The organism is Mesorhizobium sp. M1312 (assembly GCF_040318115.1).
In the GTDB taxonomy this organism is placed as follows: Bacteria; Pseudomonadota; Alphaproteobacteria; order Rhizobiales; family Rhizobiaceae; genus Mesorhizobium.
In genome coordinates, this window is record NZ_JAMYLQ010000034.1 from 1 (window position 1) to 26,924 (window position 26,924).

The 26,924-nt window shown below is 62.0% G+C and carries 26 protein-coding genes; 17 read left to right on the top strand and 9 right to left on the bottom strand.

Annotation, left to right across the window (positions count from 1 at the left end; translation table 11 throughout):
* On the top strand, positions 1-573 hold a 573-nt coding region (locus NKH36_RS28945), incomplete at its 5' end, for a DUF6766 family protein (protein WP_352965436.1).
* Here NKH36_RS28945 and NKH36_RS28950 read toward each other — a convergent pair.
* From NKH36_RS28950 to NKH36_RS28960, 3 genes are all read right to left on the bottom strand, one after another.
* Positions 470-805, bottom strand: coding sequence for a KTSC domain-containing protein (locus NKH36_RS28950; protein WP_352965438.1), 336 nt, complete (start codon positions 803-805; stop codon positions 470-472). The two genes, NKH36_RS28945 and NKH36_RS28950, sit on opposite strands and share 104 nt — an antisense overlap.
* A 434-nt stretch (positions 806-1,239) precedes the next feature.
* Positions 1,240-2,367, bottom strand: a complete 1,128-nt coding sequence (locus NKH36_RS28955) for an extracellular catalytic domain type 1 short-chain-length polyhydroxyalkanoate depolymerase (protein WP_352965440.1) — start codon at positions 2,365-2,367, stop codon at positions 1,240-1,242.
* Positions 2,368-2,859: 492 nt separating this feature from the next.
* Positions 2,860-3,210 (bottom strand): DUF982 domain-containing protein, encoded by a 351-nt coding sequence (locus tag NKH36_RS28960; RefSeq protein WP_352965441.1) that lies wholly within the window; start codon positions 3,208-3,210, stop codon positions 2,860-2,862.
* 368 nt (positions 3,211-3,578) lie between these two features.
* Here NKH36_RS28960 and NKH36_RS28965 point away from each other — a divergent pair, with 368 nt between their 5' ends.
* On the top strand, positions 3,579-4,043 hold the full coding sequence (locus NKH36_RS28965; protein ID WP_352965442.1) for a hypothetical protein: 465 nt from the start codon (positions 3,579-3,581) through the stop codon (positions 4,041-4,043).
* Between the two features lie 459 nt (positions 4,044-4,502).
* Here the strand turns inward: NKH36_RS28965 and NKH36_RS28970 are convergent, their stop codons facing one another.
* Positions 4,503-4,715, bottom strand: coding sequence for a KTSC domain-containing protein (locus NKH36_RS28970; protein WP_352964281.1), 213 nt, complete (start codon positions 4,713-4,715; stop codon positions 4,503-4,505).
* A 199-nt stretch (positions 4,716-4,914) separates the two neighbouring features.
* Between NKH36_RS28970 and nanR the strand changes: the two genes are divergently transcribed.
* The 15 genes from nanR to NKH36_RS29045 all read left to right on the top strand — a co-directional run bounded on the left by nanR (position 4,915) and on the right by NKH36_RS29045 (position 21,915).
* Positions 4,915-5,622, top strand: a complete 708-nt coding sequence (gene nanR, locus NKH36_RS28975) for a transcriptional regulator NanR (protein WP_352965445.1) — start codon at positions 4,915-4,917, stop codon at positions 5,620-5,622.
* The gene (locus NKH36_RS28980; RefSeq protein WP_352965447.1) at positions 5,619-5,927 is read left to right on the top strand and encodes a putative quinol monooxygenase; all 309 of its coding nucleotides are present in this window, start codon (positions 5,619-5,621) and stop codon (positions 5,925-5,927) included. Before nanR ends, NKH36_RS28980 begins: the two co-directional genes overlap by 4 nt.
* A 47-nt stretch (positions 5,928-5,974) precedes the next feature.
* Complete coding sequence (locus tag NKH36_RS28985) at positions 5,975-6,751, top strand: HpcH/HpaI aldolase family protein (RefSeq protein ID WP_352965450.1); 777 nt, start codon at positions 5,975-5,977, stop codon at positions 6,749-6,751.
* A gap of 13 nt (positions 6,752-6,764) precedes the next feature.
* Positions 6,765-7,817, top strand: a complete 1,053-nt coding sequence (locus NKH36_RS28990) for an NAD(P)-dependent oxidoreductase (protein ID WP_352965452.1) — start codon at positions 6,765-6,767, stop codon at positions 7,815-7,817.
* A 115-nt stretch (positions 7,818-7,932) separates the two neighbouring features.
* The gene (locus NKH36_RS28995; protein WP_352965454.1) at positions 7,933-9,588 is read left to right on the top strand and encodes an extracellular solute-binding protein; all 1,656 of its coding nucleotides are present in this window, start codon (positions 7,933-7,935) and stop codon (positions 9,586-9,588) included.
* Positions 9,589-9,697: 109 nt separating this feature from the next.
* Positions 9,698-10,639 carry a carbohydrate ABC transporter permease gene (locus NKH36_RS29000; RefSeq protein ID WP_352965456.1) on the top strand — a complete coding sequence of 314 codons (942 nt, stop codon included), beginning with the start codon at positions 9,698-9,700 and terminating at the stop codon, positions 10,637-10,639.
* Positions 10,639-11,487, top strand: coding sequence for a carbohydrate ABC transporter permease (locus NKH36_RS29005; RefSeq protein WP_128246859.1), 849 nt, complete (start codon positions 10,639-10,641; stop codon positions 11,485-11,487). Before NKH36_RS29000 ends, NKH36_RS29005 begins: the two co-directional genes overlap by 1 nt.
* 11 nt (positions 11,488-11,498) lie before the next feature.
* Positions 11,499-12,593 (top strand): ABC transporter ATP-binding protein, encoded by a 1,095-nt coding sequence (locus tag NKH36_RS29010; protein WP_352965459.1) that lies wholly within the window; start codon positions 11,499-11,501, stop codon positions 12,591-12,593.
* Positions 12,590-14,554, top strand: a complete 1,965-nt coding sequence (locus NKH36_RS29015) for a D-apionate lactonase family protein (protein ID WP_352965461.1) — start codon at positions 12,590-12,592, stop codon at positions 14,552-14,554. The genes NKH36_RS29010 and NKH36_RS29015 overlap by 4 nt, the downstream gene beginning before the upstream one ends.
* 792 nt (positions 14,555-15,346) lie before the next feature.
* Positions 15,347-16,567, top strand: coding sequence for a sedoheptulose 7-phosphate cyclase (locus NKH36_RS29020; RefSeq protein WP_352965463.1), 1,221 nt, complete (start codon positions 15,347-15,349; stop codon positions 16,565-16,567).
* Between the two features lie 157 nt (positions 16,568-16,724).
* Positions 16,725-17,954, top strand: a complete 1,230-nt coding sequence (locus tag NKH36_RS29025) for a family 4 glycosyl hydrolase (RefSeq protein WP_352965466.1) — start codon at positions 16,725-16,727, stop codon at positions 17,952-17,954.
* Positions 17,951-19,027, top strand: coding sequence for an ROK family protein (locus tag NKH36_RS29030; protein ID WP_352965469.1), 1,077 nt, complete (start codon positions 17,951-17,953; stop codon positions 19,025-19,027). The genes NKH36_RS29025 and NKH36_RS29030 overlap by 4 nt, the downstream gene beginning before the upstream one ends.
* Positions 19,014-20,072 (top strand): alcohol dehydrogenase catalytic domain-containing protein, encoded by a 1,059-nt coding sequence (locus tag NKH36_RS29035; RefSeq protein WP_352965472.1) that lies wholly within the window; start codon positions 19,014-19,016, stop codon positions 20,070-20,072. Before NKH36_RS29030 ends, NKH36_RS29035 begins: the two co-directional genes overlap by 14 nt.
* 2 nt (positions 20,073-20,074) lie before the next feature.
* Positions 20,075-21,007, top strand: coding sequence for a sugar phosphate isomerase/epimerase family protein (locus tag NKH36_RS29040; protein WP_352965916.1), 933 nt, complete (start codon positions 20,075-20,077; stop codon positions 21,005-21,007).
* A complete protein-coding gene (locus NKH36_RS29045) occupies positions 21,007-21,915 on the top strand; it encodes a hypothetical protein (RefSeq protein WP_352965478.1) in 909 nt (302 codons plus the stop codon). The genes NKH36_RS29040 and NKH36_RS29045 overlap by 1 nt, the downstream gene beginning before the upstream one ends.
* Before the next feature lie 28 nt (positions 21,916-21,943).
* Here the strand turns inward: NKH36_RS29045 and NKH36_RS29050 are convergent, their stop codons facing one another.
* The 5 genes from NKH36_RS29050 to NKH36_RS29070 are packed head-to-tail and all read right to left on the bottom strand — an operon-like array spanning position 21,944 to position 26,736.
* The gene (locus tag NKH36_RS29050; RefSeq protein ID WP_352965481.1) at positions 21,944-22,942 is read right to left on the bottom strand and encodes an NAD-dependent epimerase/dehydratase family protein; all 999 of its coding nucleotides are present in this window, start codon (positions 22,940-22,942) and stop codon (positions 21,944-21,946) included.
* Positions 22,939-23,817: an NAD-dependent epimerase/dehydratase family protein gene (locus NKH36_RS29055; protein ID WP_352965484.1), complete on the bottom strand. Its 879-nt coding sequence runs from the start codon at positions 23,815-23,817 to the stop codon at positions 22,939-22,941. The genes NKH36_RS29050 and NKH36_RS29055 overlap by 4 nt, the downstream gene beginning before the upstream one ends.
* The gene (locus NKH36_RS29060; protein WP_352965486.1) at positions 23,814-24,731 is read right to left on the bottom strand and encodes a sugar phosphate nucleotidyltransferase; all 918 of its coding nucleotides are present in this window, start codon (positions 24,729-24,731) and stop codon (positions 23,814-23,816) included. The genes NKH36_RS29055 and NKH36_RS29060 overlap by 4 nt, the downstream gene beginning before the upstream one ends.
* A complete protein-coding gene (locus NKH36_RS29065; protein WP_352965489.1) occupies positions 24,728-25,921 on the bottom strand; it encodes a glycosyltransferase in 1,194 nt (397 codons plus the stop codon). The genes NKH36_RS29060 and NKH36_RS29065 overlap by 4 nt, the downstream gene beginning before the upstream one ends.
* Entirely contained in the window at positions 25,921-26,736 is an 816-nt protein-coding gene (locus NKH36_RS29070) for a class I SAM-dependent methyltransferase (RefSeq protein ID WP_352965492.1), read from the bottom strand. Before NKH36_RS29070 ends, NKH36_RS29065 begins: the two co-directional genes overlap by 1 nt.
* Positions 26,737-26,924 lie beyond the last annotated feature (188 nt).

Here is a 26,924-nt window from a genome sequence, read left to right on the forward strand (position 1 = left end):
CTCGGCATGATCTGGTCGGGGCATTCTGCCTACAATGAAGGACTTCGTGAGCATGGCTCGGCAGCGATCGGACTGTTGGCTTATTTGAAAAGCGGCGACTTCCTCTCGGCGCTCTTCGAAAACTGGGAAAGCGAATTCCTGCAGATGTCGGCCTATGTCATGCTGACAGCAATGCTGTTCCAGCGCGGTTCCGCCGAGTCTCGTGATCCCGATGATCCCAACCGGCCCGAGGACGAACTTCCGACCGCCACCCGCAGGCGCAACCCGATCCTGTCGTGGCTCTATTCATACTCGCTGGGCTTGGCGCTGGCCCTGCTGTTCATCATCTCATTTGCCTTGCATTGGTGGGCGAGCCTGGCGGCCGCGAACGAGGAGGCGCTTCGGCACGGCGGCGAGGTTCAATCCCTGGGAGACTATCTTCTCGACGCCCAGCTATGGTTCGAGTCCTTTCAGAACTGGCAGTCGGAATTCATGTCGACGGCCGTCCTGGTCCTGCTGTCGATTTTCCTACGCCACAAGGGCTCCCCGGAATCAAAGCCAGCCGGCGCGTCAAACTCCGAAACCGGTGCATGAGTCTCCGCGTGCAGGCAACGATCGATGCTTCGGCAATCAGGCTGTGCCGGAAATGGTCGCGAAAGTGGTCCTGAAGAACCGGCCCTTTACGAAGGCAATTTCGGAACGCCGCATAGGTCTCCGGCGGCACAGCCTCGTAGTCATAACGCCTGCCGCTCGCGACGAACCACACCGAGAGAACCCTTGTCTCCGGATCGTACTCGGTCTTGCGGATTGACGTTGATGGATACACGATAACCGCCGCTATACGAGCGGCATTGGCATGTAGCGGGTGATCACCGTGTCCTGCCGGAACCGCCGTTCTAGCTCGGCGCGCCGTTTGCGCCAGTCCGGCAGGTCGATATCATCCACCATTACTTCGAAGATGACGATATCATCTTTGCTGGACTGCTCGCCATCCTGCCACTGACCTTCCGCAGGCGCCTGCAGAAATGACGCCTTCGAAACGGCTGGCCAGGTCTTCCTTCACACGGTCGAAATCTTCCCGGCCAAATGGGCGACCGGTGTTGTCCGCGCGGGGAAGCAGGATCTGGACGAGGTGCATGGCGACTGCTCGCTGAAAAGCGGTCACCGATTCCAAAGAACGACGCGTTTCCCTTGCCTGGTCGGAGCCGCTTGACCTTCGCGGGCCGGCGTAGACAGGGGCGAGCGATTTGCGCCGTCCGCCTAGCGCATCAGGCCCGCCGCCCGCAGGGCATCCTCAATGATCTTCTTCACGCTGGGCTGGCCCGATTGATGGATGGCAGTCGGCTGCGGGGGCTTCGTCTTCGCATTTTGTATACTTGGCGCCGGTTGGCTGGCGGGCACTTGCGGCCTCGATTTCCGGGAGGCGCTATCCTCGGTTGCCGCGATCCCCCAAAACTGCGCGATCTCGCGTGTGGAGGCGATGCCGACATCAAGCATATAAGGTCCCGGAACGCCGAGGCCGTTGCCGAGCGGCGTGCCATGGCCCATCCCGGCGATCATGTTGATTTCGATCAAGGCCTCTCCCGCGCCGTTACGCCAGACCTGCTTTGCGTGCGATCCGGCAACTTCGCGATGCGTCGGCTCTTTCTCAAGCCGGTGGACTCCCCGCCACTGGCCTGCGATCGCTTCTGCGTTGGAAGGCGAAACCGTGTGGTCAGCGGCACCGTGCCAAATCGAAATCCTCGGCCACGGTCCCTGATGATCCAATGCGCCGCGGAGGGCCCGTTGCAGATCCTGTTCCGAAGGACCGCCGTGGCCTCGCATGCGATCGAAGGCCTCCGGGATTGTCGTTGCGCTGCCGTAGGGCAGACCGGCAATTAACGCACCGCCGGCAAACACGTCCGGATAGGTCGCCAGCATGGCCGCCGCCATTGCGCCTCCGGCCGAGAGGCCGGTGATGAAGATTCGCCTTCGGTCGAGACCGTGGGTGACGACCATCGTCTCGATCATCTGGCGTATCGAAAGCGCCTCCCCCGAACCACGCTTGGTGTCGCCAGGCTGGAACCAGTTGAAACAGAGGTTCGGATTGTTGCCGCGTTGCTGTTCGGGAAAGAGGAGCGCGAAGCCGGCCTCGTCCGCGAGTTGGGACCAGCCGGAATGATGGTTATAGCCGGCCGCGTTCTGTGTGCAGCCATGCAGCACGACGACGACTGCGGCGCCCTTGGATAGGTCATTAGGAATGTAGAACTTCGCTCCCAACCCGCCGGGATTGGTACCGAAGTCGGCCAGCGTCCGGAGATGGTCTGACGCACCGAGGTCGGCGGGATGTGCGGTATGTCGCGCCTGCAGCGCGGCGAGGCGTGCGATGGTATCGGAGATTTTTCGCAATGTGGCCGTCCCTGTTCTGACGCCCGGAATGGACGGCAATCTTTGCACATGCAGCAATATCGTTGCTGCATTGCACAAAAACAAGAGAGCGCGGCGGGAGATGGACTCCGGCCGATCCTCTCGGTCGGCCGGGTGTAGACGTCTTCAGCTTCGAACTGGCTGTGAGATAGAGCGCGACTTCTTCGTCGTCGCGCTGCTTGCCGCCTAACGCTGCCGCTGCGCTGGCGATGAACGCACCGTTGATGAGAGAAAGCGCGCCAACCAGCGCGAAGGCGGCGCCGGCTTTTCTAGCTGTGTCGGCTGCCACAACCATTGCACGATGACCAGCCAGATTGCAGTGGACACAGCGAAGGTGGTGACGCTGGCGCTTTCGTTGGACCATGGAGACACCATCGTGAGCCCGAGGCCGGACCCGAGAAACATCAGGATGGGTGCAGCCCGGAACCGCGACTGCCGGCCACTCGTTGCTCGCCTCTCGAGGGCGGCATCACCTCACAGCAGATCTTCGGCGACCCCGTCGAATTTCCTCAGACCTACGCTTGGAGGCTTTTCCTTGAGAAGGCCCTGTTCAGATGCGGCCTCCTCGAATGCAGCGAACGCAGCCTGGTGACTGCAATGTCCGGCCAAGCATTCCTCAACCATTCGGATTGCCTCAAGTCGGGACGGCTTGTCCATGAATGGCCATGGTTGCTGAAGGGCCGTCTCAGCATCAGGTATCGACGCAACCAGCATCGATCTGTGATTCAGGTAGATAGTAATCGGTATAAACGCCGGCATCTTTGTTGTCTCCAGAATTGAAGTGGCTAAACGCGAAGACATGGCGGTGGTTGCATGAACGTCCATCGGGCAGTGGTGCTTTGAATTCGCCGGCCGAGGCCGCGTTGCTCGGTCCCAGGGGCTGGACGTCCGAAGAGCCTTGATCGTTTCGGTTACCTGAACGAAGAAGCCCGCGCCTCAGGAGGACGCGGGCTGATCGGAGCAACGCCCGATCGGCAGCAATCTTGGGAGGGAACCAAGACCATGCTGCACGTCCCGAACTTCCGGCTTAAACCTATGTTCCAGCGAAGGTTGAAAAAAGGCGGTGAAAGCAGGACCTATTTGCGTTGCATCTATCGACCCAACGGCAGTTTTGACGCTGAGACGAGCTCGTCCTCGTCAGTGATACCAGCCGTATAATTTGCAAGGATCCGGGACGCGAGAGCCTCACGTAGATGTTCGGATTCGCTCTCAATCTTGAGCCGGTCGAACACACGGCCCAGCAAAGCTACTTCGGAAGCACTGAAGACGCCAAATTCTTTAGCTTTTCGATCAATCGGCATACCACCCCTCCGGCTAAAAGGTTCTGCGGAACTAATACAATTCAGGACATCTCGGACAACAAAAAGCCCGCCGCACCTTTTCGGCACGGCGGCGAGACGCCTTCACCCGGCGCCGATTTATATCCGAAAAAAGCCGCCTACCGCTTGACAGCTAGGGCCTTTGCTTCCCGGACCAGCGACGCCCAATGGAGTCCGAGGAAGAAGATAAGCTATCGGGCCTGCTCTTCGGTAATGCCGGTTTCTTTGACCAAGCGTCGAACGACGATTTCAGGGCTGTTCGGCGCTCTATTCTGTTCGTCAGCCATAGGTGAAGCTCCTTGTGCCGTCGCTATCTGGCGCTTGTTCCCCAGCGCGTGACTAAAAAAAGCCCCGAGCCAACCCTATTTAGCCGTATCGAGCGCTAGCTAGAAGAGCGTAGCAACCCCTACTCAGTAGCCGCAGGTTCGTCGGGCGTGAGCGCACATGAGCGCGGCCCTACTGATGCCGCGCGAGCCGGTCCATGGGTGCGTTTGCTTCGGCCAAACTAGCCAGCGCTTGCTCGACTTTTTGAGCCGAGGTGTCAGTGCGCTTGATATGCCGGATCATTTGTTGCCTCAGCCGAGCGAGCCTTGCGGCGCGATATACGTCGCCGTATTTCGCAGTTTCAAGGTGAAGGGTCGCGAGCCTCATAGGCGACGATTCCGATTATCTGGCAATAGAATTCGCGAATCCGTCTTTCGTTCCGATGTCCGACCTTGCCCTCGCAAAGCGCCGGCCGGAGGGCCGCGACGAAAGAGCCGCATCCCTGCCAAAAGAGAGATCGTCCGCTGATGCTGCTCAGTCGACCGCGGGTCCAACCAGACGGTAGCGGAAGTGATTGCGGATGTGGTCGTTGAAGAAGCGGCCCTTGGCGAAGGCGGCTCGGAACTCGGCGAAGGTCTCCGGCGGCACGTCCTCAAACTCATACCGTTTGCCGCTGGCGACGAACCACACCGAAAGGACTTTTCGCACCGGATCGTATTCCGTTTTGCGTATCGAGGTGGATGGCATCGTGGCGGCTCGATCAAAAGCAGGCAACGATCGGAGAGGCGGTCGCGTTCCCTCATGGTGTCCCTCCCGAGCAGCGGACGAGGATTTGCTCTCGGCGACAGGGCCGCCGATGAAGGGGAGCCTTGAGATGCGAGTTGTTGAGTTTGACATAAGGGCAGGACGGCAATAGCGTGCTCAACTGGTATAAAAGGTATGCCAAGTGATTGGTGTTCAGATCAAACAGCGGAAGCTTTCGGATGAGGTCGCAGAACACCTCGAGCGGATGATCCGCAAGGGAGAAGTGGCCGAAGCCGACCGGCTCCCGTCCGAACGGGAACTCATGCGGCAGTTCGGCGTTGGTCGTCCTTCGATTCGAGAGGCGCTACTGCATCTGAGCAAGATGGGCCTTGTCGAGGTGAGATCCGGCGAGCGTGCCCGGGTCACCCGCCCCACGCCCCAATTCGTAATCGACGCCCTCTCAGGGCCGGCGCGGCACATGATTTCGGCCCCGGGCGGGGTTCACGACTTTCAGAATGCGCGTTTATTTTTCGAGGTCGGGCTTGCCCGCAACGCCGCTGTAAATGCCACGCTAGAGGACATTGAAAGCCTCAGGAAGGCGCTCGAGTTGAATCGGCAATCGATCGGCGATCTAACGCGCTTCGAACGCACGGACGTGGACTTCCATTACGTGCTGGCGGTGATCACCCGCAATCGAATCTTCACGGCTATCCATGCTGCGTTGGCCGAATGGCTGCTCGAACAGCGGCGGACGACTTTGGCCCAAGGTGAAGACCGCAAAGCCTACGAGGCCCATCGCGAAATATTCGAGGCGATCGCCGCGCGCGATCCGGACCGGTCCGAAGCGGCGATGCGCAGGCATCTGGAATATGTGTCTAAGCGCTATCTGGAAATCGCGAGGCCCAAGTGAGGACCGGCTACGTTGTCTGGGTCGATTTCCGCCTCAAGCCGGGCGCCCGAGACAGCTTCCGAAAGCTCGTCGACGCCAATGCGACCGCGTCGGTGCGCAATGAGGTCGGCTGCCGCCGCTTTGACGTGACGGAGGCGCGCGGCGAACCGGACCGGGTCGTGCTCTACGAGATTTACGATAGCGAGGCCGCCTTCGACGAACACTGCCGGACGGCTCATTTCGATGAATTCAACACGCATAGCGCGCCGCTCATCGACACCAAGTTGGTGACGATCTGCGACCTCGTTCTCGAGGCTACGACTTGAAGAAAGCATAGTCGGATTGCGCCCTCTGGGCGAAGGGGAGGAAGTGCATGTCAGAGGTAGGCCTCAAGGCGTTGGCCGCGCACCGGCGGGTCAAGCTCGGCACGTTGGTCGCCGAGTTCGCGACGCCGGGAATCGGGCACATTCTGAAGTCAGCCGGCTGCGACTTCGTCTTCTTTGATATGGAGCATTCGGGCTTCAGCTTGGAAACGGTGAAGAGCGCGATCCGCTATTTCGAGGCGGCCGATCTGCCGGTTATGGTACGCGTGCCGTCGCAGGACTACCATTTCCTCGCCCGCGCCATGGACATGGGCGCTGAAGGCCTGATCGCGCCGATGGTGAGTACGGTCGAACAGGCGCAGCACATCATCAATTCGATGAAGTACCACCCCGCTGGCGCTCGCGGCGTGGCGCTGCAGATCGCGCATGACCGCTACCGCCCAGGCTCGGTTAAGGAAAAATTCGAAGCGGCCAACCAGCGCACGGTGTTCATCTGCCTGATCGAGACGGCCGACGGCGTCAAGAACATCGACGGCATCGCGGGACTGGACGGGGTCGATTGCCTGTGGGTCGGACATTTCGATCTGTCGGTCTCACTCGGCGTTCCCGGCGACTTCGCCCATCCCACCTTCACCGCGGCGATGGACAAGATCGTTGCCGCCGCCAAGAAGCACAATAAATCGCTTGGACGCCTGGTACCCAGTGTCCAGCAGGGTCACGATTTTTACGCGCAAGGCTTCGATTTCATCTGCTATTCGGGCGACGTCTGGGTCCTGCACGATGCGATGGCCGACGCGGTCTCAAAGATTCGGGCCGGGTGCGAGTGAGGCGGAGGAGACGATGGCCAACGCAACATTCAGGGTGGCGCTCTCCGGTGATTTCCGGAAGCCGGACGGCTCGCCGACCTTTCCCGACTTCGACCTGGAGCCGCTGCGCAATGCGCCCGGCGTCGAGATGGCGTTCCTGGAATCGAACAATCCGTTGCGCGCCGAACAGCTTGAGGACTTCGATGCACTGATCCTGCTCACCCATCGATTCGATGCGACCAGTGTCCCGAAGAGCGGCCGCCCGGCCGTCGTTGCCCGTTTCGGTGTCGGCTACGATACCGTCGACGTCGAGGCCTGCACCGCCGCCGGCATCGCCCTGGTCATCACGCCCGATGGAGTGCGGCGGCCGGTCGCGGTATCCGTCATTACCTTCATGTTGGCACTGACCGGCAAACTGCTCACGAAAGACGCGCTGACCCGCAAGGGGCTTGCCGGGTTCAATCAGCGTTCGGAACATATGGGCGTTGGTCTCGTCGGGCGTACGTTGGGATCGCTCGGCATCGGCAACATCGGCGCCGAGGTCTTTCGATTGGCCAAGCCCTTCGACATGAAATTCATCGCCCATGACCCATTCCCCGACAGCAAGGTCGCTGCCGAACTAGGCATCGAACTGGTCGGGCTGGAAGATCTGTTCCGCCGCGCCGATGTGCTGTCGGTGAGCTGTCCGCTAACGCCTCAGACCCACCACATCGTCAATGCCGAGCGGCTCGCCCTGATGAAGCCGACGGCTTACCTGATCAACACCGCGCGCGGTCCGATCGTCGACCAGAAGGCGTTGACGAAAGTGCTGCTGGAACGCCGCATCGCCGGCGGTGGGCTCGACGTGCTGGAGCAGGAGCCGCCGGACGCCGACGACCCTATCCTCAAGCTCGACAACGTTATCCTGACGCCGCATGCGCTCTGTTGGACCGACCAGTGTTTTGCCGGCAACGGTGCTGCGGACGTCAAGGCGGTGATCGAAGTGCAGCACGGCCGCGAGCCGCGCGGCGTGGTCAATCGCGAGGTGCTTTCAAGCAAGGCATGGAAAAATCGGCTGGCCGGTTTCGCCGCCCGCTTCGGGACGTAGGAGTACGAAAATACGGCGCGCCGCCGCGCCTTCGCGACGGCTTCACGGGAGGAATGCTCGACCGCCGCGCCCGCGGACGAGTGAAGGCAAACGAAAATTGGGAGGACCAAGCACTATGAACGATCATGAAAAACGTGACTTTCAGGCAGGCCTCGAAGCAGAGGTCGACGCCTTTATGCGCGGCGAAACTACCCGCCGATCTTTCATAACCCGCTTCGGCCAGATGACCGGCATGCTGGCGGCGTCCGGACCGATCCTCGCCACGATGACGGATTGGGCGCTAGCGCAGCAGAAGCTCGAACTGGCAGACGCCGCTTCACCGCTCGGCCAAGCGCAGGCGGCGGCGATGAAGGCGTCGATGGAAGGCCCGGCGGATGGTTCTGCCTTCCGCGCCGTCGAGGCCGCCAAGGCGCATTCGGGCGTCACGCTGAACATGACCTACGAGGCAGGCCTGCAGGCTCTCGACCCCCGCAATTTCAGTGGACCGATGTGGGAGCAGCTTACGGGCATGAAGTCGAACGTGGTCGAACTGTCGAACCCGGACCAGTACTCCAAGGCCGTTGCGGAGCACATTGCCGGCTCAGGCGCTTATGACGTCCTCGACATCTCGCCAGCCTGGACGCCGTCGCTAGCCGATGGCGGCGTCATCGCACCCCTCGACGATTACATCACCAAATACATGAACCCGGCCGACCTCGAGGACTATCATCCGCTCTACAAGGCGCTGCCGACCTACAAAGGCAAGATTTGGGGCTTCTTCGACGACGGCGACATGTTCGCTCTCTACTACCGCAAGGACATCTTCGAGGATCCGAAGATGGTGGAGGCCTACCAGGCCAAGTTCAACGCCAAGTTGGCGCCGCCGAAGACCTGGGAGGAATATGCCCAGATCGCCCAGTTCATCACCGACCAGATGGCGCCGAACGTTTATGGCGCAGGCCATTTCCGCAAAGCGGGCAGTCCCGGCAACCAGTTCGACTTTCTGCAGCAGTACCGCGCTAACGGTGGAAAACTGTTCGGCGACGACATGAAAGCCGGCTTGGTTTCGGATGCAGGCGTGAAGACGCTGCAGAACATGATTGCAGCCAATGCGGCGTCGATCCCCGGCAACAATGAACTCGACGCCGTCTCGCTGTGGGCGGCGTTCCTGACCGGCAAGGTAGCGATGATCTACTCCTGGCCGCCATCTGGCCGCATGGCTGCGAACTATTCCCAGTCGGCCACCGCAATCAACTTCATCCCGCAATCACAGATCGCCGGCAAGGTCGGCTACGCGGTCGTGCCCGGCAATCCTGAACATGCGACCGGCTACAACAAGGCGCTATCGGCCGATTCGGCGAACCCGGAAGCGGCCTACCTGTTCATGCAATGGGCCTGCTCGCCGCCCGTCTCGCTTGCGCGCTGCATGCTGCCCTACGCCCTGCGCGACCCCTACCGCATCTCCCACTTCAAATCCGAGCTTTACGGCGCGCTGTTCCCGAGCGCCAAGGAGTATCTGAGCAATCTTAACAACTCGGCCAATGTCGGCCTCCTCGACCCGATCATGCCCGGCGCGCAGGACTATTTCCTCAGCCTCGACCGCATGTGCACAGCTGTGTGGGCCGGTGCGGATCCGAAGGCGTCGCTAGAAACAGCGGCGGCCGAGTGGAATGAGACGACCGACCGGCTCGGCGTGGATTCGCAGAAGGCATTCTACACCGAGTTCCTGAAACTGCCGGGCGCTACTGCCGACAGCACGGTGGAGAAGCTCGGCATGGCGGTCACCCTCTGAGTTCGGCCTGCATCAGGGACGCCGGCTATTCTTAACCAAAATCGGTGTTGCGGGCGCTTGGTCCGCAACACCTCGTCGTAACCGCCAGGCAGGTTTTGGGATGTAATCGATGCAGCATACCGCAACCATCAGTCGCTTGAAGGCCGCTGGCGCGCCGCCACGACTGTCGGGCTTCGCACAATGGGCGGACCGCCACTTCAAATGGCTGCTGGTGGCGCCAGCAGTACTGCTGATCCTGGCGCTCTCGGTCTATCCGCTGCTGTTCTCGCTGGTCGTGTCTTTCATCAACTATGATTTCCAGGTGCCGGGCCACGCCTTTGTCGGATTGAAGAATTTCGAGCGCGTCGTGTTCGATCCCGTCGCGCGCTGGTCGCTCTTGCTGACAGCGTGGCTGTCGGGGATTAGCGTCGCTATCGAATTCGTTCTCGGCCTTATGGTGGCGCTGACCATGGTTCGCAGCTTTCCGGGCCGCGGCGTGATCATGTCGATCCTGATCGTGCCGCTGTTCATCAGCCCGGTTATCGTCGGCCAGGCCTGGACGCTGCTGCTGCAGCGGCCTTTCGGGCCGACCAACTACATTTTGACGCAACTTCTGGGGCAGGAGGTGACGATCGGCTGGATGACCGAATCGCCATGGCTCTATGTTTCGCTGATTATCGCCGATGTTTGGCAGTGGACACCGTTCATGTTCGTCATCCTGCTCGCCGGGCTTACCGCCATTCCCCCGAATCTTTATGAGGCGGCGGAACTCGACGGGGTCAATGCCTGGCAAGCGTTCTGGGCGATAACCCTGCCGCATCTTGCGCCAATGATGCTGCTGGCGCTGACCTTTCGGCTGCTCGATGCAATCCGCATGTTCGATACTATTTTCATCATGACCGGCGGCGGGCCAGGCACGCGGACCTACACCGCCTCCTACTATCTCTACACAGTCGGCTTCACCCAGTTCCATCTGTCGCAGGCGACCGCCGGAAGCTGGTTGTTCCTGATCTTCACCGCGCTCGTGGTGATGCTGCTGGTGCGACGGCTTTTGAAGACGGAGCCGGTCTGATGGCGGCCGTCGCGCCTGTCCGTCGCCCGAAACGCCGCTCGATACCGGTCGGCCGCATCCTATTGCTCGGCTTCTTCCTGGTCTTCGTGTTGTGGCCGCTCTACTGGATGTTCAACACCTCGATCAAGCCGAGCGACGACTATCTCACCGTGCCGCCCGTCTGGTTCCCAACCGCACCCACCCTTGTCCACTATGAAGCTGCGCTGTTCGCATATCGCGGCCTCGACGGGCTGATCAACAGCCTGATCATCTCGCTGTCGGCAACGGTGCTCTCGGCCCTGTTCGGCACGCTGATGGCCTACAGCCTGGCGCGCTACAACACCGGCGGCCAGCATCTGTCGTTCTGGGTGCTGTCGCAGCGCTTCCTGCCGCCCATCGGCATCGTGCTGCCGGTGTTCCTGATCTACCGCGGCGTGGGCCTCTACGACACGCATATCGGGCTGATCATCGCCTATACGGTGTTCACGCTGCCGGTGTCGGTATGGATGATGTTCGCTTATTTCCGCGGCATGCCGAAATCGATGGAGGAGGCGGCCCTTGTCGACGGCTGCACGCGCTGGGAGGCGTTCTGGCGCGTCGCCGTGCCGCTCGCCGCGCCAGGCATCGTCGCGGCGGCGGTCTTCGCCTTCATCGCCTGCTGGACGGAGTTCTTCTTCGCGCTGATTCTGACCAGCCGCACTGCTTTCACCCTGCCAACGGTGTTTCGCGCCTTCATTGGTTTCCAGGGCGCGCAATATGGCGAGGCGGCAGCCCTGGCCATCGTCTCCCTCGTGCCGTCGATCGCGCTGGGAGTACTTGCTCAACGACATCTCGTGCGCGGGCTGACGCTCGGCGCCGTTCGCGGATAGAAAGGGTCGGCATGGCCGAAGTCAGGATAACCGGCTTGCACAAGCGCTACGGCGCCTTCCATGCCGTGCGTGGCATAGACCTCGACATTCGCGACGGCGAGTTCACCGTGCTGGTCGGCCCGTCCGGTTGTGGCAAGAGTACATTACTGAGGACCATCGCAGGGCTGGAGGAGAGTTCGGAAGGCACGATCGAGATTGGCGGCGAAGTGGTCAACGATTTCCGACCGCGCGACCGCGACGTGGCGATGGTGTTTCAAGACTATGCGCTTTATCCGCACATGAACGTGGCGAAAAACATTGGCTTCGGCCTGAAGGCCCGCAAGATGCCGAAGCCAGAGGTGGATGCGCGCGTTGCCGAGGCGGCGCGCATGCTTGGCATCACCCCGCTGCTCGGGCGCTTTCCGCGCCAATTGTCCGGCGGCCAGCGCCAGCGCGTCGCCATCGGCCGCGCCATCGTCCGCAGCCCGCGCATTTTCCTGTTCGACGAGCCGCTGTCCAACCTCGACGCGCAGCTTCGCGACGAGATGCGCGGCGAGATCAAGCGCCTTCACCAGGACATTGGCACAACGATGATCTACGTCACCCATGACCAGATCGAAGCGATGACTCTGGCCGACCGCATCGTGCTGATGCGCGACGGGATTATTGAGCAGCAGGGCGCGCCGCTCGAGCTGTTCGAGCGCCCCGCCTCGACCTTCGTCGCTGGCTTTCTCGGTTCGCCGCGCATGAGCTTCCTGCCGGGCACGCTGACATTGGACGGCAGCGCTGCCGCCATCCGGCTTTCCGAAGCGCTGCTTCCGGTCGCCCCCGGCCGGAGCCTGAATGGCGCCATTGACGGACAGGCGGTGCTGCTTGGACTGCGGCCAGAACATCTGACACGCGCGCATGCTGCGACACCTGCGCAGGGCACGTTTCGCTACGACGCAACGATCGACCTGCTGCAGCCGACCGGCTCGCGCAGCTATGCGACCTTCCGCCTGGCCGGCACGCCGGTGATGGCGGAACTGCAGGCGCACGACGTCAGTCGTCCCGGCGAGAGGCTGCCGATCGACATCAACATGAACCGGGCCTCGATTTTCGACGCCAAGACCGAGAGAGCGATTTGACCACGACAGCATCTCGAGCAATCCGCTTGTGTGGTACCGAACAGGTCGATCCGCAGTTGCGGACTCTGCGCGCGGGACCCTTGTCAGTCGAGTTTGACAATGGGGCGATACGCTATGTGCGTATCGGCGGGGTCGAGGTTCTGCGCGGGATCTCATTTCTCGTACGGGACGAGAACTGGGGAACCGAGACGCCCGTACTCGATGACCTCCAGATCGATGAAAAGCCGGATGCGTTCAGCGTCGCCTACCGTGGAACATGCGGCGGTGCGTGCGGTCGGCTGGTCTACCAGGCGCGGATCGCAGGCGGGAGCGACGGTGCGCTGTCGTTTGTGGTGGAGGCAGAGCCCGAAACTGATGTGTTGACCAACAGAACCGGCTTCGTCGTGCTGCATCCGATCGAGGGTTTGGCCGGCAAGCCGGTAAAGGTGCTGCACGAGGACGGTCGCGAGGAACTGTCGCACTTTCCGGACCACATCGATCCCAAATGTCCGTTCACCGACATCCGCGCGCTGTCGCACGAGATCGAGCCTGGAATCTGGGCCACATGCACCTTGGAAGGTGATGCCTTTGAGATGGAGGATCAACGCAATTGGTCCGACGCCTCCTTTAAAACCTATGTCCGTCCACTGCGTCGGCCGTGGCCCTACGGATTACCGAAAGGCCAGAAATTCACGCAGTCCATCCGACTTGAAGTGTTGGGAACGCCCCTTGCAGGGACGTCTGAAACCCTCAATCCATTCATCAACCTGACGATCGGCGGAGCCATCGGCCGAGTGCCCCGCATTGGCATCGGCGTCGCTGCCGACGAGGCGAAGCGCGCGCTCGACGTTGCCGAGGTAATTCGAGGATTGGCTCCGCAGTGGATGGTCTGCCAGGTCGATCTCCGGCTCGGTCACGGCCAAGATGAACTTGGAACCTACGCGGCCCTGGCGCGGCTGACTGGCGCTGGCGTCGTTCTGGAGATCACCACCAAGGGAACGCTCGACCCCTTCAGCGAATTGGCGCCGCTCGCGGATGCTGTCCAAAGACTCGGCCTCAATCTAGAAGCTATCTCCGTCTTTTCGGCGCAGGACATGAAGTCGGTGCAGCCGGGAGCACCGTGGCCGGCGATGCCCACCTTCGAGCAAAACTACTCCGCAGCTCGCCGGGCTTTCCCGGGGGTGCCGCTGGGCGGCGGCATGGCCGCATACTTCACCGAGCTAAATCGTAAGCGTCCGCCAACCGGAGTGCTCGATTACGCAACCTTCACCACCTGTCCAAACGTGCACGCAGCAGATGATGTCTCCGTGATGGAGACCCTTCAGGCGATCCCCCATTTGATCCGCTCTACCCGTGCTTTCATGGGCGACCGCTTGCCCCTGCGCATTGGTCCCAGTCAGCTCGGCTGCCGCGAGAACCCCTACGGAAAGTCCACTACACCGAATGAAGCGAACGGTCGCGTCTGTCTGAGCCGCATCGATCCTCGGCAGCGCGGCCTGTTCAATGCGGCTTGGACAGTTGGTTATTTCGCGGGCAGCGCGCTCGAGGGAATCGAGGCCGTCGCATTCGGCGACTTCACCGGCCCACTTGGATACGTCTACAGGAAGACCGATTTCGTGCAGCCGTGGTTTGACCAACAGGAAGGCCGAATCGTGTATCCCGCTTTCCATGTCATGGCAGGCCTCTCAAAGCTTAACGGGGCCACCCTGCTGTCTGTAGGAACTTCCGGAATTGACAGCATCGCGGCGATCGCGGCCGAAAAAGACGGGCGCACGACGCTATGGCTCTCAAACCTCACTGCCAAAACGCAATCCGTCCAGCTTTCGGAAACGCCGATCAAGGCCCGCATTGCTCTTCTCGCTGCCGACCAGTTCGAGCGGGCGGCAAGAGATTCGAATTTCATGGAAAGCTCGGTGAGACAGCTGGATGACCGGGTCGTCTCGCTTGACGCTTACGCCGTCGCGCGAGTTGACCTCAACTGATCGCTGTCCACAATAGTGGTACCGCTTAGCCGCGTTAGACCGGTTCATATCCAAGCACTGAGCGGCCATCGAAGTCGACTGGCTGACCACGCTGGAGCGCGGCGCCCTGCTCCGACTACAATCAAGGCCTTGCATGATGAGATCGACCTATTCCTATACGCCGGCGAACGACACCGGCCCGGCGATATTTCTATCTCGGTTCGAACTACGGAATCGGTGACATCGCCGGGAGCTCCCATTGTGATATCAACGTTCCTGGCGCTAGGTTGGCGCCTGGAGAAGGTTGGATTTCAGGTCCTCTCCCGCTACCACTTGATCAATCAATCGGTTACCTGAGCATCCGCTACCATCGACCGCAGGAGTACTACTCTTACAGACGTCGATAGCGCTCACTTCGACCCGCCTAGCCGCGCAACAGCCTCTCATAGAGCCGCCAAACGCCCTCTGGCGAAACCAGGTGGAACTCCCCAGTATCGCGAAAAAAATCACCCAGGCGAAAGGGTTAGCAGGAGAATGCCAGCCCGCGTGACGAGAAAAGCAGTCCTTGCCGCGACGATGTGTGATCACATGCGACAAAGGTTTTGTCAGTCTTTCTTTAAAAAGCGCAGACTCTCAGGCTCACGGCTGTGCTTGCTAGTTGTAAGTTCACTTCCCAACGACCTGCCGCATCGGTCGAACGGATGAAGCCTAATAAATTCTTACACAGTATACGGTAGAGAATGCGGAACGACTTTTGCTGGGTTGCTCTCAAGCATGCCGGTGAGCTGTTCTGCCCGAACATCGGGCTCGATCATGTGGATACCCACCCAAGAGCAGCTTTCCCTCCGGTCTTCCAGTGACCACACCTTCAATGTCACTCTGTTTGACGGTCTCCACTCGTCGGATTTCTGCGGGTGGATCGAGGCCCATGCTCGTAATCGGACTGTGCTGGCGGTCACCACTCCTACTGTCGAGAGGCTCTATGGAAACGAAATCCGTGCAGCCTTTGCAAGCGTTGGTTTGAAGCCGTCCTGGCTCGTGTTGAACTGCACCGAGCGGACGAAGACTATGAAATCTGTGTTGACCGTTTGTCGCGCAGCCTCAGACGCCGAGATCGATCGCCGGGGTGCCTTGATGGCGATCGGGGGTGGCGTCTGCTCAGATATCGTTACGCTGGCGGCTTCGATGCTGCGCCGGAGTTTGTCTCACCTTCGCATCCCCACCACCTTGATTGGGCAGGTCGATGCCGGAATCGGACTAAAGGGTGGCGTCAATTTCGGGGAAGGCAAGAACTACCTTGGTTGTTTCCACCCACCGGAAGCTGTCGCGGTGATCCCGTCATTGCTCAAGACCCTGGGCGTCGATACGGTCAGGCAGGGGGTGGCCGAGATGATCAAGGTCGCCTGCACCTCCGACACAGATCTCTTCCGGATGATCGAAGAGATCCGCGGCGGTGGACTGCAGTCCTGGGTCCGCAACGGCGACTCGTTGGCTCACGAGCCCATCCAGCGGGCCATCGCCGCCATGCTGGGAGAGCTTTCGAAGAACCCCTTCGAGGTTACATCCTACGAGAGGGCGGTAGATCTGGGTCACACGATCGCCCATCCGCTTGAAGCTTCGACTCACTATGAGCTCCACCACGGCTTTGCCGTCGCGATCGACCTCGCTTTTTCCAGTGTTCTCGGTTGGCACCTCGGTTGGCTCAGGGAGGAAACGGCCCTGCGCATAGTGGATCTGCTGGTGGCGGTTGGTTTGCCGATCTGGCACGAGCATCTGAACGAAGACTTGGTCTCGAGGTCGTTCCGGGCAGCCGCCAAGCATCGAGGTGGCAATATTAATATGGTGGTGCCGACCGATCTTGGCCGCTATCGCTTCCTCAAGCGGGAAGATCAGTGTCCGCCGGGATTGATACCCGAGGTTCTCAGCTATTTGCGCGCTCGGAGCTGGCAGGAAGCTATTTCTAATAGCGGTTCGGCTCAATATGGGGTGGAACTTCCTGTTGAGGGAAATCTGGCCAGGATTGGCCTGCAATGAGCCTAGGGCCTTTCCTTTCAAGGCCACGTCCGGACCGAATTTCAGTTCATGCTGAGGCGCTTGCCGGCGAACTACTGGCGCTGCCGATCCGGCGGTGCATGCCCGACGGGGAGATCGCCTACGTTACCGCGACCATCGGCTCGTCCCGGACGTCCTGATGACGCGGGTCTGCGTCCTTGGCGGGAGTTCGCCCTTCACGGTGGCACTCGTCGATGCGATTGAGGGAAGCAAGGCGTTAAGCCACCGGCTGGGCGAGTGGGTGTTAGTCTTCCAAGGGCGCAATGTGCAAAACCTCCATGCGGTTGCACATTATGCCCGGCACCGGCTGGGAGCATTCGGAACATCGGTCATGTCCACGACAGACCTCGATGCGGCCCTGGCCGATGCCGAGATCGTGATTGTCCAGACGCGCTTCGGCGGGCTTGAGGCGAGGGCCGATGACGAACTCTTCGCAAGCGAGCTGGGATGCATCGCTGACGAAACGTTGGGACCCTGCGGCCTGCTCTCTGCCTTCCGTCAAATACAGCCAGTAGACGATCTCGCGATCCGCATGAAGGCAATCTGTCCCGGTGCCTTCGTCGTGAACATGATCAACCCGCTGAGCCTGACGACGGCCATGATGCTCCGGCACGGCTTGGCCGTGGCCGGCATCTGCGAGCTTCCCCTTGCCACACTCGAGGCTTTCGCGAGAGCGCTGCGCATCGATCCGACCGAACTTTACTGGAGTTACGAGGGCCTCAATCACAGAGGCTTTATCCCCATCGCCAGAACCCGTGACGGGGAGGATCTCCTGCAGCGCGTCCTTCGGTTGGCCCCAGATAGCGCAACGCAGAAGTACCGGGACGATATTCTTCGCCTTGGCGCAATATCCACGAAATACTTCGCTCTTTTCGACGGCGGGTCTTCGCACAACAAGGGTCGGGCGGTCGCGCTGATATCTCTGCGAGATGCGATTGCCAGGGATCTTATCGCGGATCCTACACAGTGCCCGGCGCAAATAGCAAAGCGTGATATGCCTTGGTATGCGCAAGCTGTCGTACCGCTCGTCGCCGCCCGCGTCGGAGCGCAGGGCTACGATGCCACCATAAACGTCGCGGTGGAAGGAGCTCTCGTTCACGAGCGGCGAGCCCGCGTCCTCGGTGATCGCATCGATATTCTTGATCCCGCACCAGCGGACGGTCCATTCCGCGACTGGCTCGCGGCTTTCGATCATCACGAACGATTGTGCCTGGCAGCGCTCGCCGATCCAACGCCGTACACGATCGGCGCAGCGCTCGAAGCCGATCGAATCACGCCTTCCGACAAAGTTCGGACTGCAGCTGCACGAATTTTCCGGACCTGGCGCGATGCTGCCAGCAATCGGCCAACCGTGCGAGGCCAGCAATGACCAATAAGGACATTGCTGTCTTTGATATCGGCGGCACGCATTTTCGTTCGGCGCTGTGGACCAGTGGGAGGCTGGGTCCAGTGACGCGACGACCTGCGATCAACTACCTTAACACAGCCCACCACAGCACCGTCGAACTTCAGGAAGCTTTGGCCGACTACCTGGTGGCCGAGACTGAGCGTCTGCAACTGGTGAGCGGAACCGCGATAGATCATGCCGGCATCTCACTTGGAGCGCCCTTGAATGCTCGTAGCGGTCGTGTGCTGCAATCTGGCCCACTCTGGGGTCCGAGATCAGGACCCTTCGAACTCCAGGCGGCGTTGACACGCCGTCGGCTGGACACCCGCTGGACGATCGCGAATGACGTAACCGCAGGACTGGCATCCTACATACAGACCTGCGATCGGGGGAGCCATTCGCGTATCCTGTTCGTCACGGTGAGCACCGGGATCGGGGCGAGGCTCTACGATTTCGCGCGAGGCGGCGTGCCGGTCGATCCCGTACACGGGATACAGGGCGAAATTGGCCATATCAAAGTAGAAGCTTTCTTCCGCGGCACGCGCCTCAAATTTACTTGCGATTGCGGTGGAGCCGACCATCTGAACGCCTATTCGTCCGGGCGCGGCGTGTTGAAACTGCTGCGCGAGTTGCCATCTCGCTCGCCGGACGCGCTGGCAGCCTCGACGATGGCCGCGGCACGCGACGAGGACGATGATGCCATACTCGCGGAGTTCTCGCGCGGGATAGCGGTCGCTGATGTCCTCGCCTTAGACGTCCTCGCTACGATCACGCGACCGCTGGCAACTGTTTTCTCGGCGCTCCTGACGCACGATCCGCTACTCGATTCAATTGTTCTCACCGGGGGTGTCGTGGATGCACTCGAACCGGCCTATTCGGCTAGCCTTGATCGGCAATTCCGCGACCACGGAATGTTCCAGATCACTGAATGCGATTCGTCCTATTTCGCCCGTCGGCTCCGTGTCGTCGCGCCGGGGGACATCTCTGGACTTATCGGTGCTGGCCATCTCGCCGAAATGGCGGAGGAGGGGCGAAGCATCCATGTTTTCCGGTGATCGGATCAGCTTGACCGGATCGAAGTCGCACCTCGCTCTGGTGCGGCCGCCGGGCATGGGTGCCCCGAGACTGGAGCAGGTCCGGACACCCGTGGCGCTGCCGGGCGATTTTGTGTGCCGGACCCTCATTGCCGGCGTCTGCGGGACCGACCTTCAGATTCTGCGCGGCATGCGCGACGATCCAGCCCGGATCCTTGGGCATGAGGGCGTAGCGGTTGTCGAGGAAGTGGCCGCGAAAGCGGATCAGCGCTGGCTGGGTGCGACAATTGCAGTGAATCCAACACCTGAGTGGGGCACCGTTGAACTCGGCCATACTCTCGATGGGATGATGCAGCAGCGCTTCCTCGTGCCTGCTCGGTTGCGGTCCTTGGTCGTTTCGTCGCCCGCGGAACTGGCTGCCGATCTCGCTGTTCTCGCTGAGCCGCTCGCATCCGTCCTAACTTGCGGAGACATTCTCAAGCGGGTTTCGGAGCCGATCCATGTATTGGTGGTTGGACGAGGTACGATCGGACAACTCCTTCGTATTGCGCTCAAAACTGTCTGCGCGTCGGTTCGGGGCGTAGTCGTCATAGGGACGAAAGAGACGGCCGGTATTGAGTACGGGGCATTCGACACTGTGATCCTATGTTCCTCGCGCCAGGATGCGGCGGCCGCCCTCACAATCGGGCTCGACGCCTTGTGCGACGGTGGCATCCTGCATCTCTTCGGAGGTCTCCCATCCGAGGGTCGAGACCCGCGTCTGCCCGGGGTCAATCTCAGCGAAGTCCGCGCGCGACATACCGGCGGACGTGTCGGTTGGCCGCTTACCGAGCAATGCCAAACAACTATCGGCCACAAGCGGGTGGCGATCACGGGGCACCGCGGTTCTTCCAACGCGATGCTGACCCGGGCAATGCTCGATCTCAGCGCCCGCTCCAATACCTATCGGCCGCTTCTTACGATCGTGACAGACCCAAAGGAAGCTGTCCGCACATTACGCAACGCTGTCGGCCATCCGCCGGTCAGATCCTGGACCAAGCTTGGGATCGACTTACGGAAGTGGTGAACTTGAAGGAACGTCCGTTGACGAGCAACGCACATTTGACTGCCGCGCAGAGTACCTATCGACTACAAATCGGGGTCGCGCTGTGGAAGGTGGGCGATCGGGGCCTGGCCGGCTTTGAAACCGCCGCCGCCGCGGGTCTCGATCACGTTCACATCGACTTGGGTGGCCCGAACCGCGGTCCCGATCTCGCAGATATCGGCGTGCTTGCGGCCTTCGGAACGGCATCACGCCGTTTCGGGCTTCCGATCACCGCCCTTGCAGTCAATCGGCTCAACGACCTTGGCCTGACCGCGCCAAAGGGTAGCGAGGAAGCGTCGGAAGTCCGGCGAAGTATCTTGCACGCAATTAGAGTGGCGGACTGTCTGCAGGTGCACAGGATCATCATTCCGGGCTTTCGCCAGAGCCTCGTTCGGACGCCCGAGGACATGGCTAAAACAGCTGAAGTGCTGCGTTTCGCACTTGGTCCTGCCCAAGCCGCAGGGATTACTTTGGCATACGAAAGCGGGCTTGACTCCGAAAGAACACTCCAGCTTCTTCAAGCTGTTGGCCAGCCGGGCATCTGCGTACAGTTTGACACGGGAAATCCCGCTATCTACGGGCATTCTGCGGCCTCCAATTGGGCGCGACTTGCTGATGTCGCCTCGCCGGACGTCCACCTTAAGGATGCTTTGGGGGTGTCGGTCGAGGGGGATTTGCCGCTGGGCGACGGTGTAGCCGAACTAGAGCTTACGTTCACTGCATTCGCACACCAGCCGAGGCCTACATCCTTCACACTCGAGGGCGATTACAGCGACGATTCTGGACCCCGCATCAGTCGCGACCTCGCTCGCCTGAAGATACTCATCAGGAGGTCATGCTGTCGGGCGGTCTGGACTGCCCCGATGAGCGAAGGCACGTCTCTGCTTCAATGTATCGATAGACGGGTGGCTGTATAATGAAATCTATCATTGCGAACGCCTACAGGCTGATTTCTTTCGGCAGCTCAACGATTGCTCGCATGAGCATCCTGTGCGTATCAGCTCTGCTCATTCTATTGATTTATGGCCAAGCCAAACTGTCAGCAGAAGAGAATGGCATAACCCTGCATTATACCTCTGGCGGTTCGGCTGCTGCAATCGCGGCCGCGGGCTTCAACCTCGCTGACGTACAATATGTCGAGCAACTCAATGCGCTCCCTCCCGGGATGAAGGGGCTGATCTGGCTTGATGAGACCAGCGGCGTTACGCCGCGTTTCATCGCCAAGGTCAAGCCGTTCATCGGCAACCCGAAGCTGTTCGGCTTTCGCCTCTGTGATGAGCCTGATATCACCGGCAAGTACCACTCCCCGGCAGTTAGCCCAGCAGCCCTCAAAGCCGAGGCCGACTGGATCAAGGCCAATGTGCCCGGGGCCGTGACGTTCGTCACGCTGATGGACATGGGGTCTTTTGAAGCCCCCCACTTCATGAACACCTTCAATCCCGCCAACACCGGGATCGATTTCTTCGGCCTCGATCCGTATCCGGTACGCGGCAAGGTTTTCGATTTGGACTTCATCGACAGAACGGTCGAGGCAGCCGTAGCCGCGGGCATCCCGCTCGATAAGATCGTGCCTGTGTTCCAAGCCTTTGGCGGCGGCAATTGGAGGACCTATACCGGCGGGGTCAGAGACGTTTATAAACTGCCGACACCGGATCAGGCGAACCAGATGTTCGCCCGCTGGGCCACCTACGCTCCCAATCCCGTGTTTGACTTTGCCTACGCGTGGGGATCGCAGAACGGCGACACCAAGCTTGGCAGTACCAGCCCAGAGGCGCTAAGCCTTCGCGCGGCGTTCAAGGCACACAACACGGCGCGTTCGCAGTAGGCCCGATATCTGTGGACCGTATCCACGGTCACGTTTTAGTTTCCAGTTCGAGATAATAATGCATCACGTCGCCGAGGCTCTGCGGAAGATCGACACGCGGCTGCCAGCCGAGTGCGCGCAGCCGGCTGACATCGACCACCTGCCGCTTCATATCCACCGCCCGTCCCGGCAATTGCGTCAGCGCCGGATCGGCAATCCCAGCCGCGGCGACGAGCCGATCGTAGACGGTGGCGATCTGCGTCTCGCACCCTGACGCCACGTTATAGAAAATATCGTCGGCCCCTGCGAAGCCGATCGCGACCAGTGCACTCGCCACGTCGCGCACGTCGATGAAATCGCGCCACGCGGTCAGCGGACCGAGGGCGATGCCATTACGGCGCCCCACCCTAAGCTCAGTGAGTTGGCTGGCGATGCGGCCGGCGACATGGCGCTCCTCCTGGCCCGGACCGACAACGTTGAAGATGCGCGCCACGCGGCCGTCGATCCTTCCCGCGCGCGTTGCGATCCGCACGATGTCCTCGCTAGTGCGTTTGGTCGCGGCGTATAGGTCGATCGGCTCGGTCGCACCAGTTTCCACCAGCGGCAAGCCCCCACCACCGAGTTCGCCATAGATTGAACCCGAGGATCCCAGCACCAGCACCGCGCCCTGCGCCGCCAGCGCATCGCAGAGATGGCGCGTAACGACAATGTTGTTGGTCACCAGCCGTTCGAACGGTTCGTCGCGCAACGATCCAGCAAGATGGAAGACGATTTCAGGCCCCGTTTCGGCGATCAGCCGCGCCGCTGCGGCCGCATCCGATAGGTCGGTGGCGACATAGGCATAATTCGGCCCGCCGGGCACCAGAGCATCTGGCAGCGGCGCGGCGAGCTCGGCACCGCCGGGATGAATGTGGTGCGTGAAACGTGTCGCGTTGCCCGGCGAACGCCCGACGCCGACCACCCGGCAATCGCCGCGATCGCACAAAGCGCGCACCAGATAGCGGCCGATGAACCCTTGCGCGCCGGTAACCAGTATCGTCCGAGTCACGCCATATCACCCAGGCAATCGCGCACGCCATCGGCTACCGCGATCTCCGCCCGCCAGCCAAGCGTCTCACACGCCAGCGACACATCGGCGACGAGATGCGCGATATCGAGGGTGCGCGATCGGTCGCCCTGCTCCTCGACGATCAGCGCGTCCGGTCCGCCGCAGATCCTCGCGAAGGCGGTGGCGAGCGCGGCGACGTCGGTCCCGGTGCCGGAGGCCATGTTGAGTGTCAGGAGGCCAGCTCCGTCGCGCGCGGCAGCCATCAGCAATCCCCGCGCCAGATCGTCGACATGCAGGTAATCGCGCGTCGTATCGGCCGAGAAGACGCGCATCGGCTGTCGCAGGCGCGCCTGTGCCGCCAGCCGGCCGACCAGCCCGTTCGCGCGCATCCCCGGGCCGTAGACCGAGAAGGGCCGAACAATGGTTGCCGACTCCAGCGCCCCTCGCCGCACCGCACCCGAGACGAGTTGCTCTGCCGCCGCCTTTGCTGCGCCATAGGGCGAGAGCGGCAGGAGCGGCGAGCTCTCCGATACGCACGCGGTGTCCGGGCGACCATAGACCTCGGCCGACGACACATGGACGAAGCGCCGCACGCCGATCCGCTCGGCGGCGGCGAGCAATGTCGCCGTGCCCAGCACATGTGCGCGGGCGAATGCCGCCGGCGCGTGGAACGAGGCAGCGACGGCACTGGGTCCGGCAAGATGGACGACCGTGTCGATCCCCGCGAACAACGCCTCCAGCGCCGGCTGGTCGCAAATGTCGATCGCCCCCGCTTCGCCGTCGATCGGGCCGGCATGCGCCACGCACGCATCCGCGCCGATCCGGCGCAGCACCGCCCGGCCGATAAAACCGTTCGCACCGGTGATGCCGATCACGCCCCCTGCCCCCGTGCGGCGAGGCGGCGGCGCACCGGCTCCGGCAGCTCGTCGCCACTGAGCGCACCCGCCCCGCCGACATGGACCCGCAGGACGCCGGATTCCGTCATTGCGTCGCAGACATAGCGTACATTGCCGCCCGCGACCCGGATCTCGCGCGTGACCTCCCCCGGCCACCATGCTTCGAAGGCGGCATCGCCCAAGAGCAAGGCTTCGGCGGCGGCCAGCTTGACGACGTCATTGACGTCGATCCATGAAGCTTGGTGGCGATATAGCCGCACCACCGCGCCACCAGCTATCAACAGATTGGCGGCATCGACTAGGCCGAGCGGCGTGCCCCGCGGCAGGCTGCTCAATGCGGAAGCGGTCACTACCGCAAGCCCGCTGCCGACCAGGATCGGATAGACCGGCTTCTCGCGATAGGCGGTGAGCAGATCAGGATCGTGCGCGTTCACCTCAAGCGCGCCATAGGGCATGCGGAACGGCTCGTCATGGGCCGCCAGCGTCATCGCCGCGCCGGACGCACGGTGCGCGGCGGCCAGCGCCGCCAGATCGAGCGTGGTGAGATTGTCGGCATACACTACCAGCACGTCGCCAGCGTCGCCCGACAACATCGTCGCTGCGCCGAAATTGCCCTGCGGCACCTCCTCGATCAAGGGAGCTAACGCCACGCCGATGCCGGCGGCGCGCGCGACGAAATCGGCGATCCTGTCCGCCTCACGCGCTGCATCGGCACGGGTCAGCGCGATGAAGATGCGCCGGCATCCGCCACGCGCCATCATCCAGATGTTGCGCTCGAGCAGGCTAACCCCGCCGACCTCGACCAGCGGCTTGCGCCCGACTACGCCGGAGCGCGCCATGCGCTCGCCCTGCCCGCCGGCCATGATCAGACCGGTCCATGCGTCACCGCTCATAGCGGCGTCTCGATGCCGGTGCGGCGCATCGCTGCCAGCGTCGTCTCCACCATGTGCTGTCGGGTGAAGCCGGACAGAAATCGGGCATAGGCGGCGGTCCGCAGCCGCTCGGCGAGGCCGGGTTCGCGGATCATCCGCTCCAGCGCATCGGCCAGCGGCGCCGGCGCGTGCGGCGGCACGACCAGTCCGTCGATTTCGGGCCGCAGGAAATCGCGCACCCCGACATTGTCGCACGCGACGATCGGGCACCCCGAGGACGCGGATTCGAGCAAGGCGGTCTGCAATCCCTCGCGATACCACGATGGGATGCAAGCGATGTCCGCCCCGGCGTACAGCGCGGTGATGCTCGGCTGATACCCGATGAACGCCACATCGGGATAGGAGCGAGCCCGCGCCAGTTCCGCTTCCGTCAGCGCGTCGGCGCGGCCGCTCATCGGGTTCGAGGTGAACACCATGCGATGCGCCACGCCCCGTTCGGACAGGATGCCCGACGCGGCGGCCGCGTCTAGCACGCCCTTGTCACGCAACAGTCGTCCGGGAACGAGTATCGTCGGCCGCGCGCCGACCGCGCGCGCTTGCTTGTAGGGGAAGTCCTCAGGCATGACGCCGCAGCCGCCGGTGACGATCACGCGGTCCCGTGCGACGCCAGTGCGCCTGATCAGTTCGGCCTTGTCCTCGTGATTGTGGACGATGACGATCGCGCGCCGGCTAGCGAAAACGAAGCGGTAGACAACACAGATCAGCCGCGTCGTCAGGCTGTCGCGTTGCGACACCGAGAAGCATGCGCCCAGTCCGGTGACCAGATAGATGGCATGCCGGTTGCTGAACCGAACCCATGGCCCGGCCAGCATGATCGACAGCGCCGACCACAAGATGAACACACTACCCGGGCTGAACAGCGCCGCGCGCGCCGCCATCAACCTGGCGCGCGCCAGCCGCAAGAGGCTCGGCCGCCCGCGATTGCGCGAGAACGGCATGGTCCGCGTCGCGACGTCTGGCGCCAGCGCATCTCGTGCAGCATCGATCGCCGGCCTGGAATCCCAGCCGGCCGTGGCGAGCCCGTTGTCGTCCGGCGACCACACTTCCACGGCGTGGCCCGCCTCGGCCAACGCGGTGCTGACGTGGTTGAAATCGGAAATCCAACGCGGCAGCGCGGTGACAATGACGATAATGCGGCGTACCCTGCGCATCACGCGCTCTCGGTCTTGTGCCGGGCGGCTACGAACGCGGTCTGCGGGCCGCCCATCGGGAGCCACCGGCCTATCCCATAGCGCAGGAACATGTGCAGCCTGTAATAAGGCGCGGCCGCCCAGCCCTGCGCGAGAGGGGCGTGGCTATCCGGTGCCGCTGCGACGCGCCGGCTGCCCAGCACCGTACTAAGCGCAGTCGAAAGCCCGACCGGATAGCGTCGCATCGCGATCAGCTTCAGCCCGGCTGCGTTCAGCAAGCGCACGATGGCCGGCGCATCGAAGAACCATATATGCGTCGGCATGTTCGGCCGCCCGACAAGCCGCTGCCAGAAGGGCGACAGGTTGGAAAACAGCCCGACCTCGAAGCAGACCGTGCCGCCCGGCGCCACCTTCGCCGCGATCGCCCTCAGCGCCGCCGCCGGATCGGGAAAGTGGCTCAGCAGATCGACATGGAAGCTGGTGTCGTAGCGCCCTTCAGGCAGACGGCTGTCCTCGATCAGCGCGCGCTCCACCGTGATGCCCAGCGTGCGTTCGACGCGCGTGGCGCGTTCTTCTGACGGCTCGACCGCCTCCACCATGAAACCGGCCCGGATCGCCGCCGCGGTGAACTCGCCGTCACCGCAGCCGATCTCAAGCAGCCGTCCACGCCGGGTGAATGCCTTCACCCAGCCGACCCGCGCACGTGCTGGCGCGGAATAATAGACGCGGTGGTGATGATCGATCGCCGCGTCCACCGGATGGGCCGGCAACGGATCGATATAAACGACCCCGCACGCGCACTGACGGCCGCTATACTCGCCTTCGCGCAACGCCACCGGACCGGCATTGGTCCGGCAGATTGGACACGCGCCCGATCGTTGCAAGTTTACTTCCCTCCATACCGCCATCATCATACAGGCAGCGGGACGCTTCTCTGACATCTATCTGGATGATGCCGTCGTCTATAAAGGCGTCTTTATCGGCGGCGTTCAGACGAGCCCGATCCGCGCTGGATCAGAGCCTT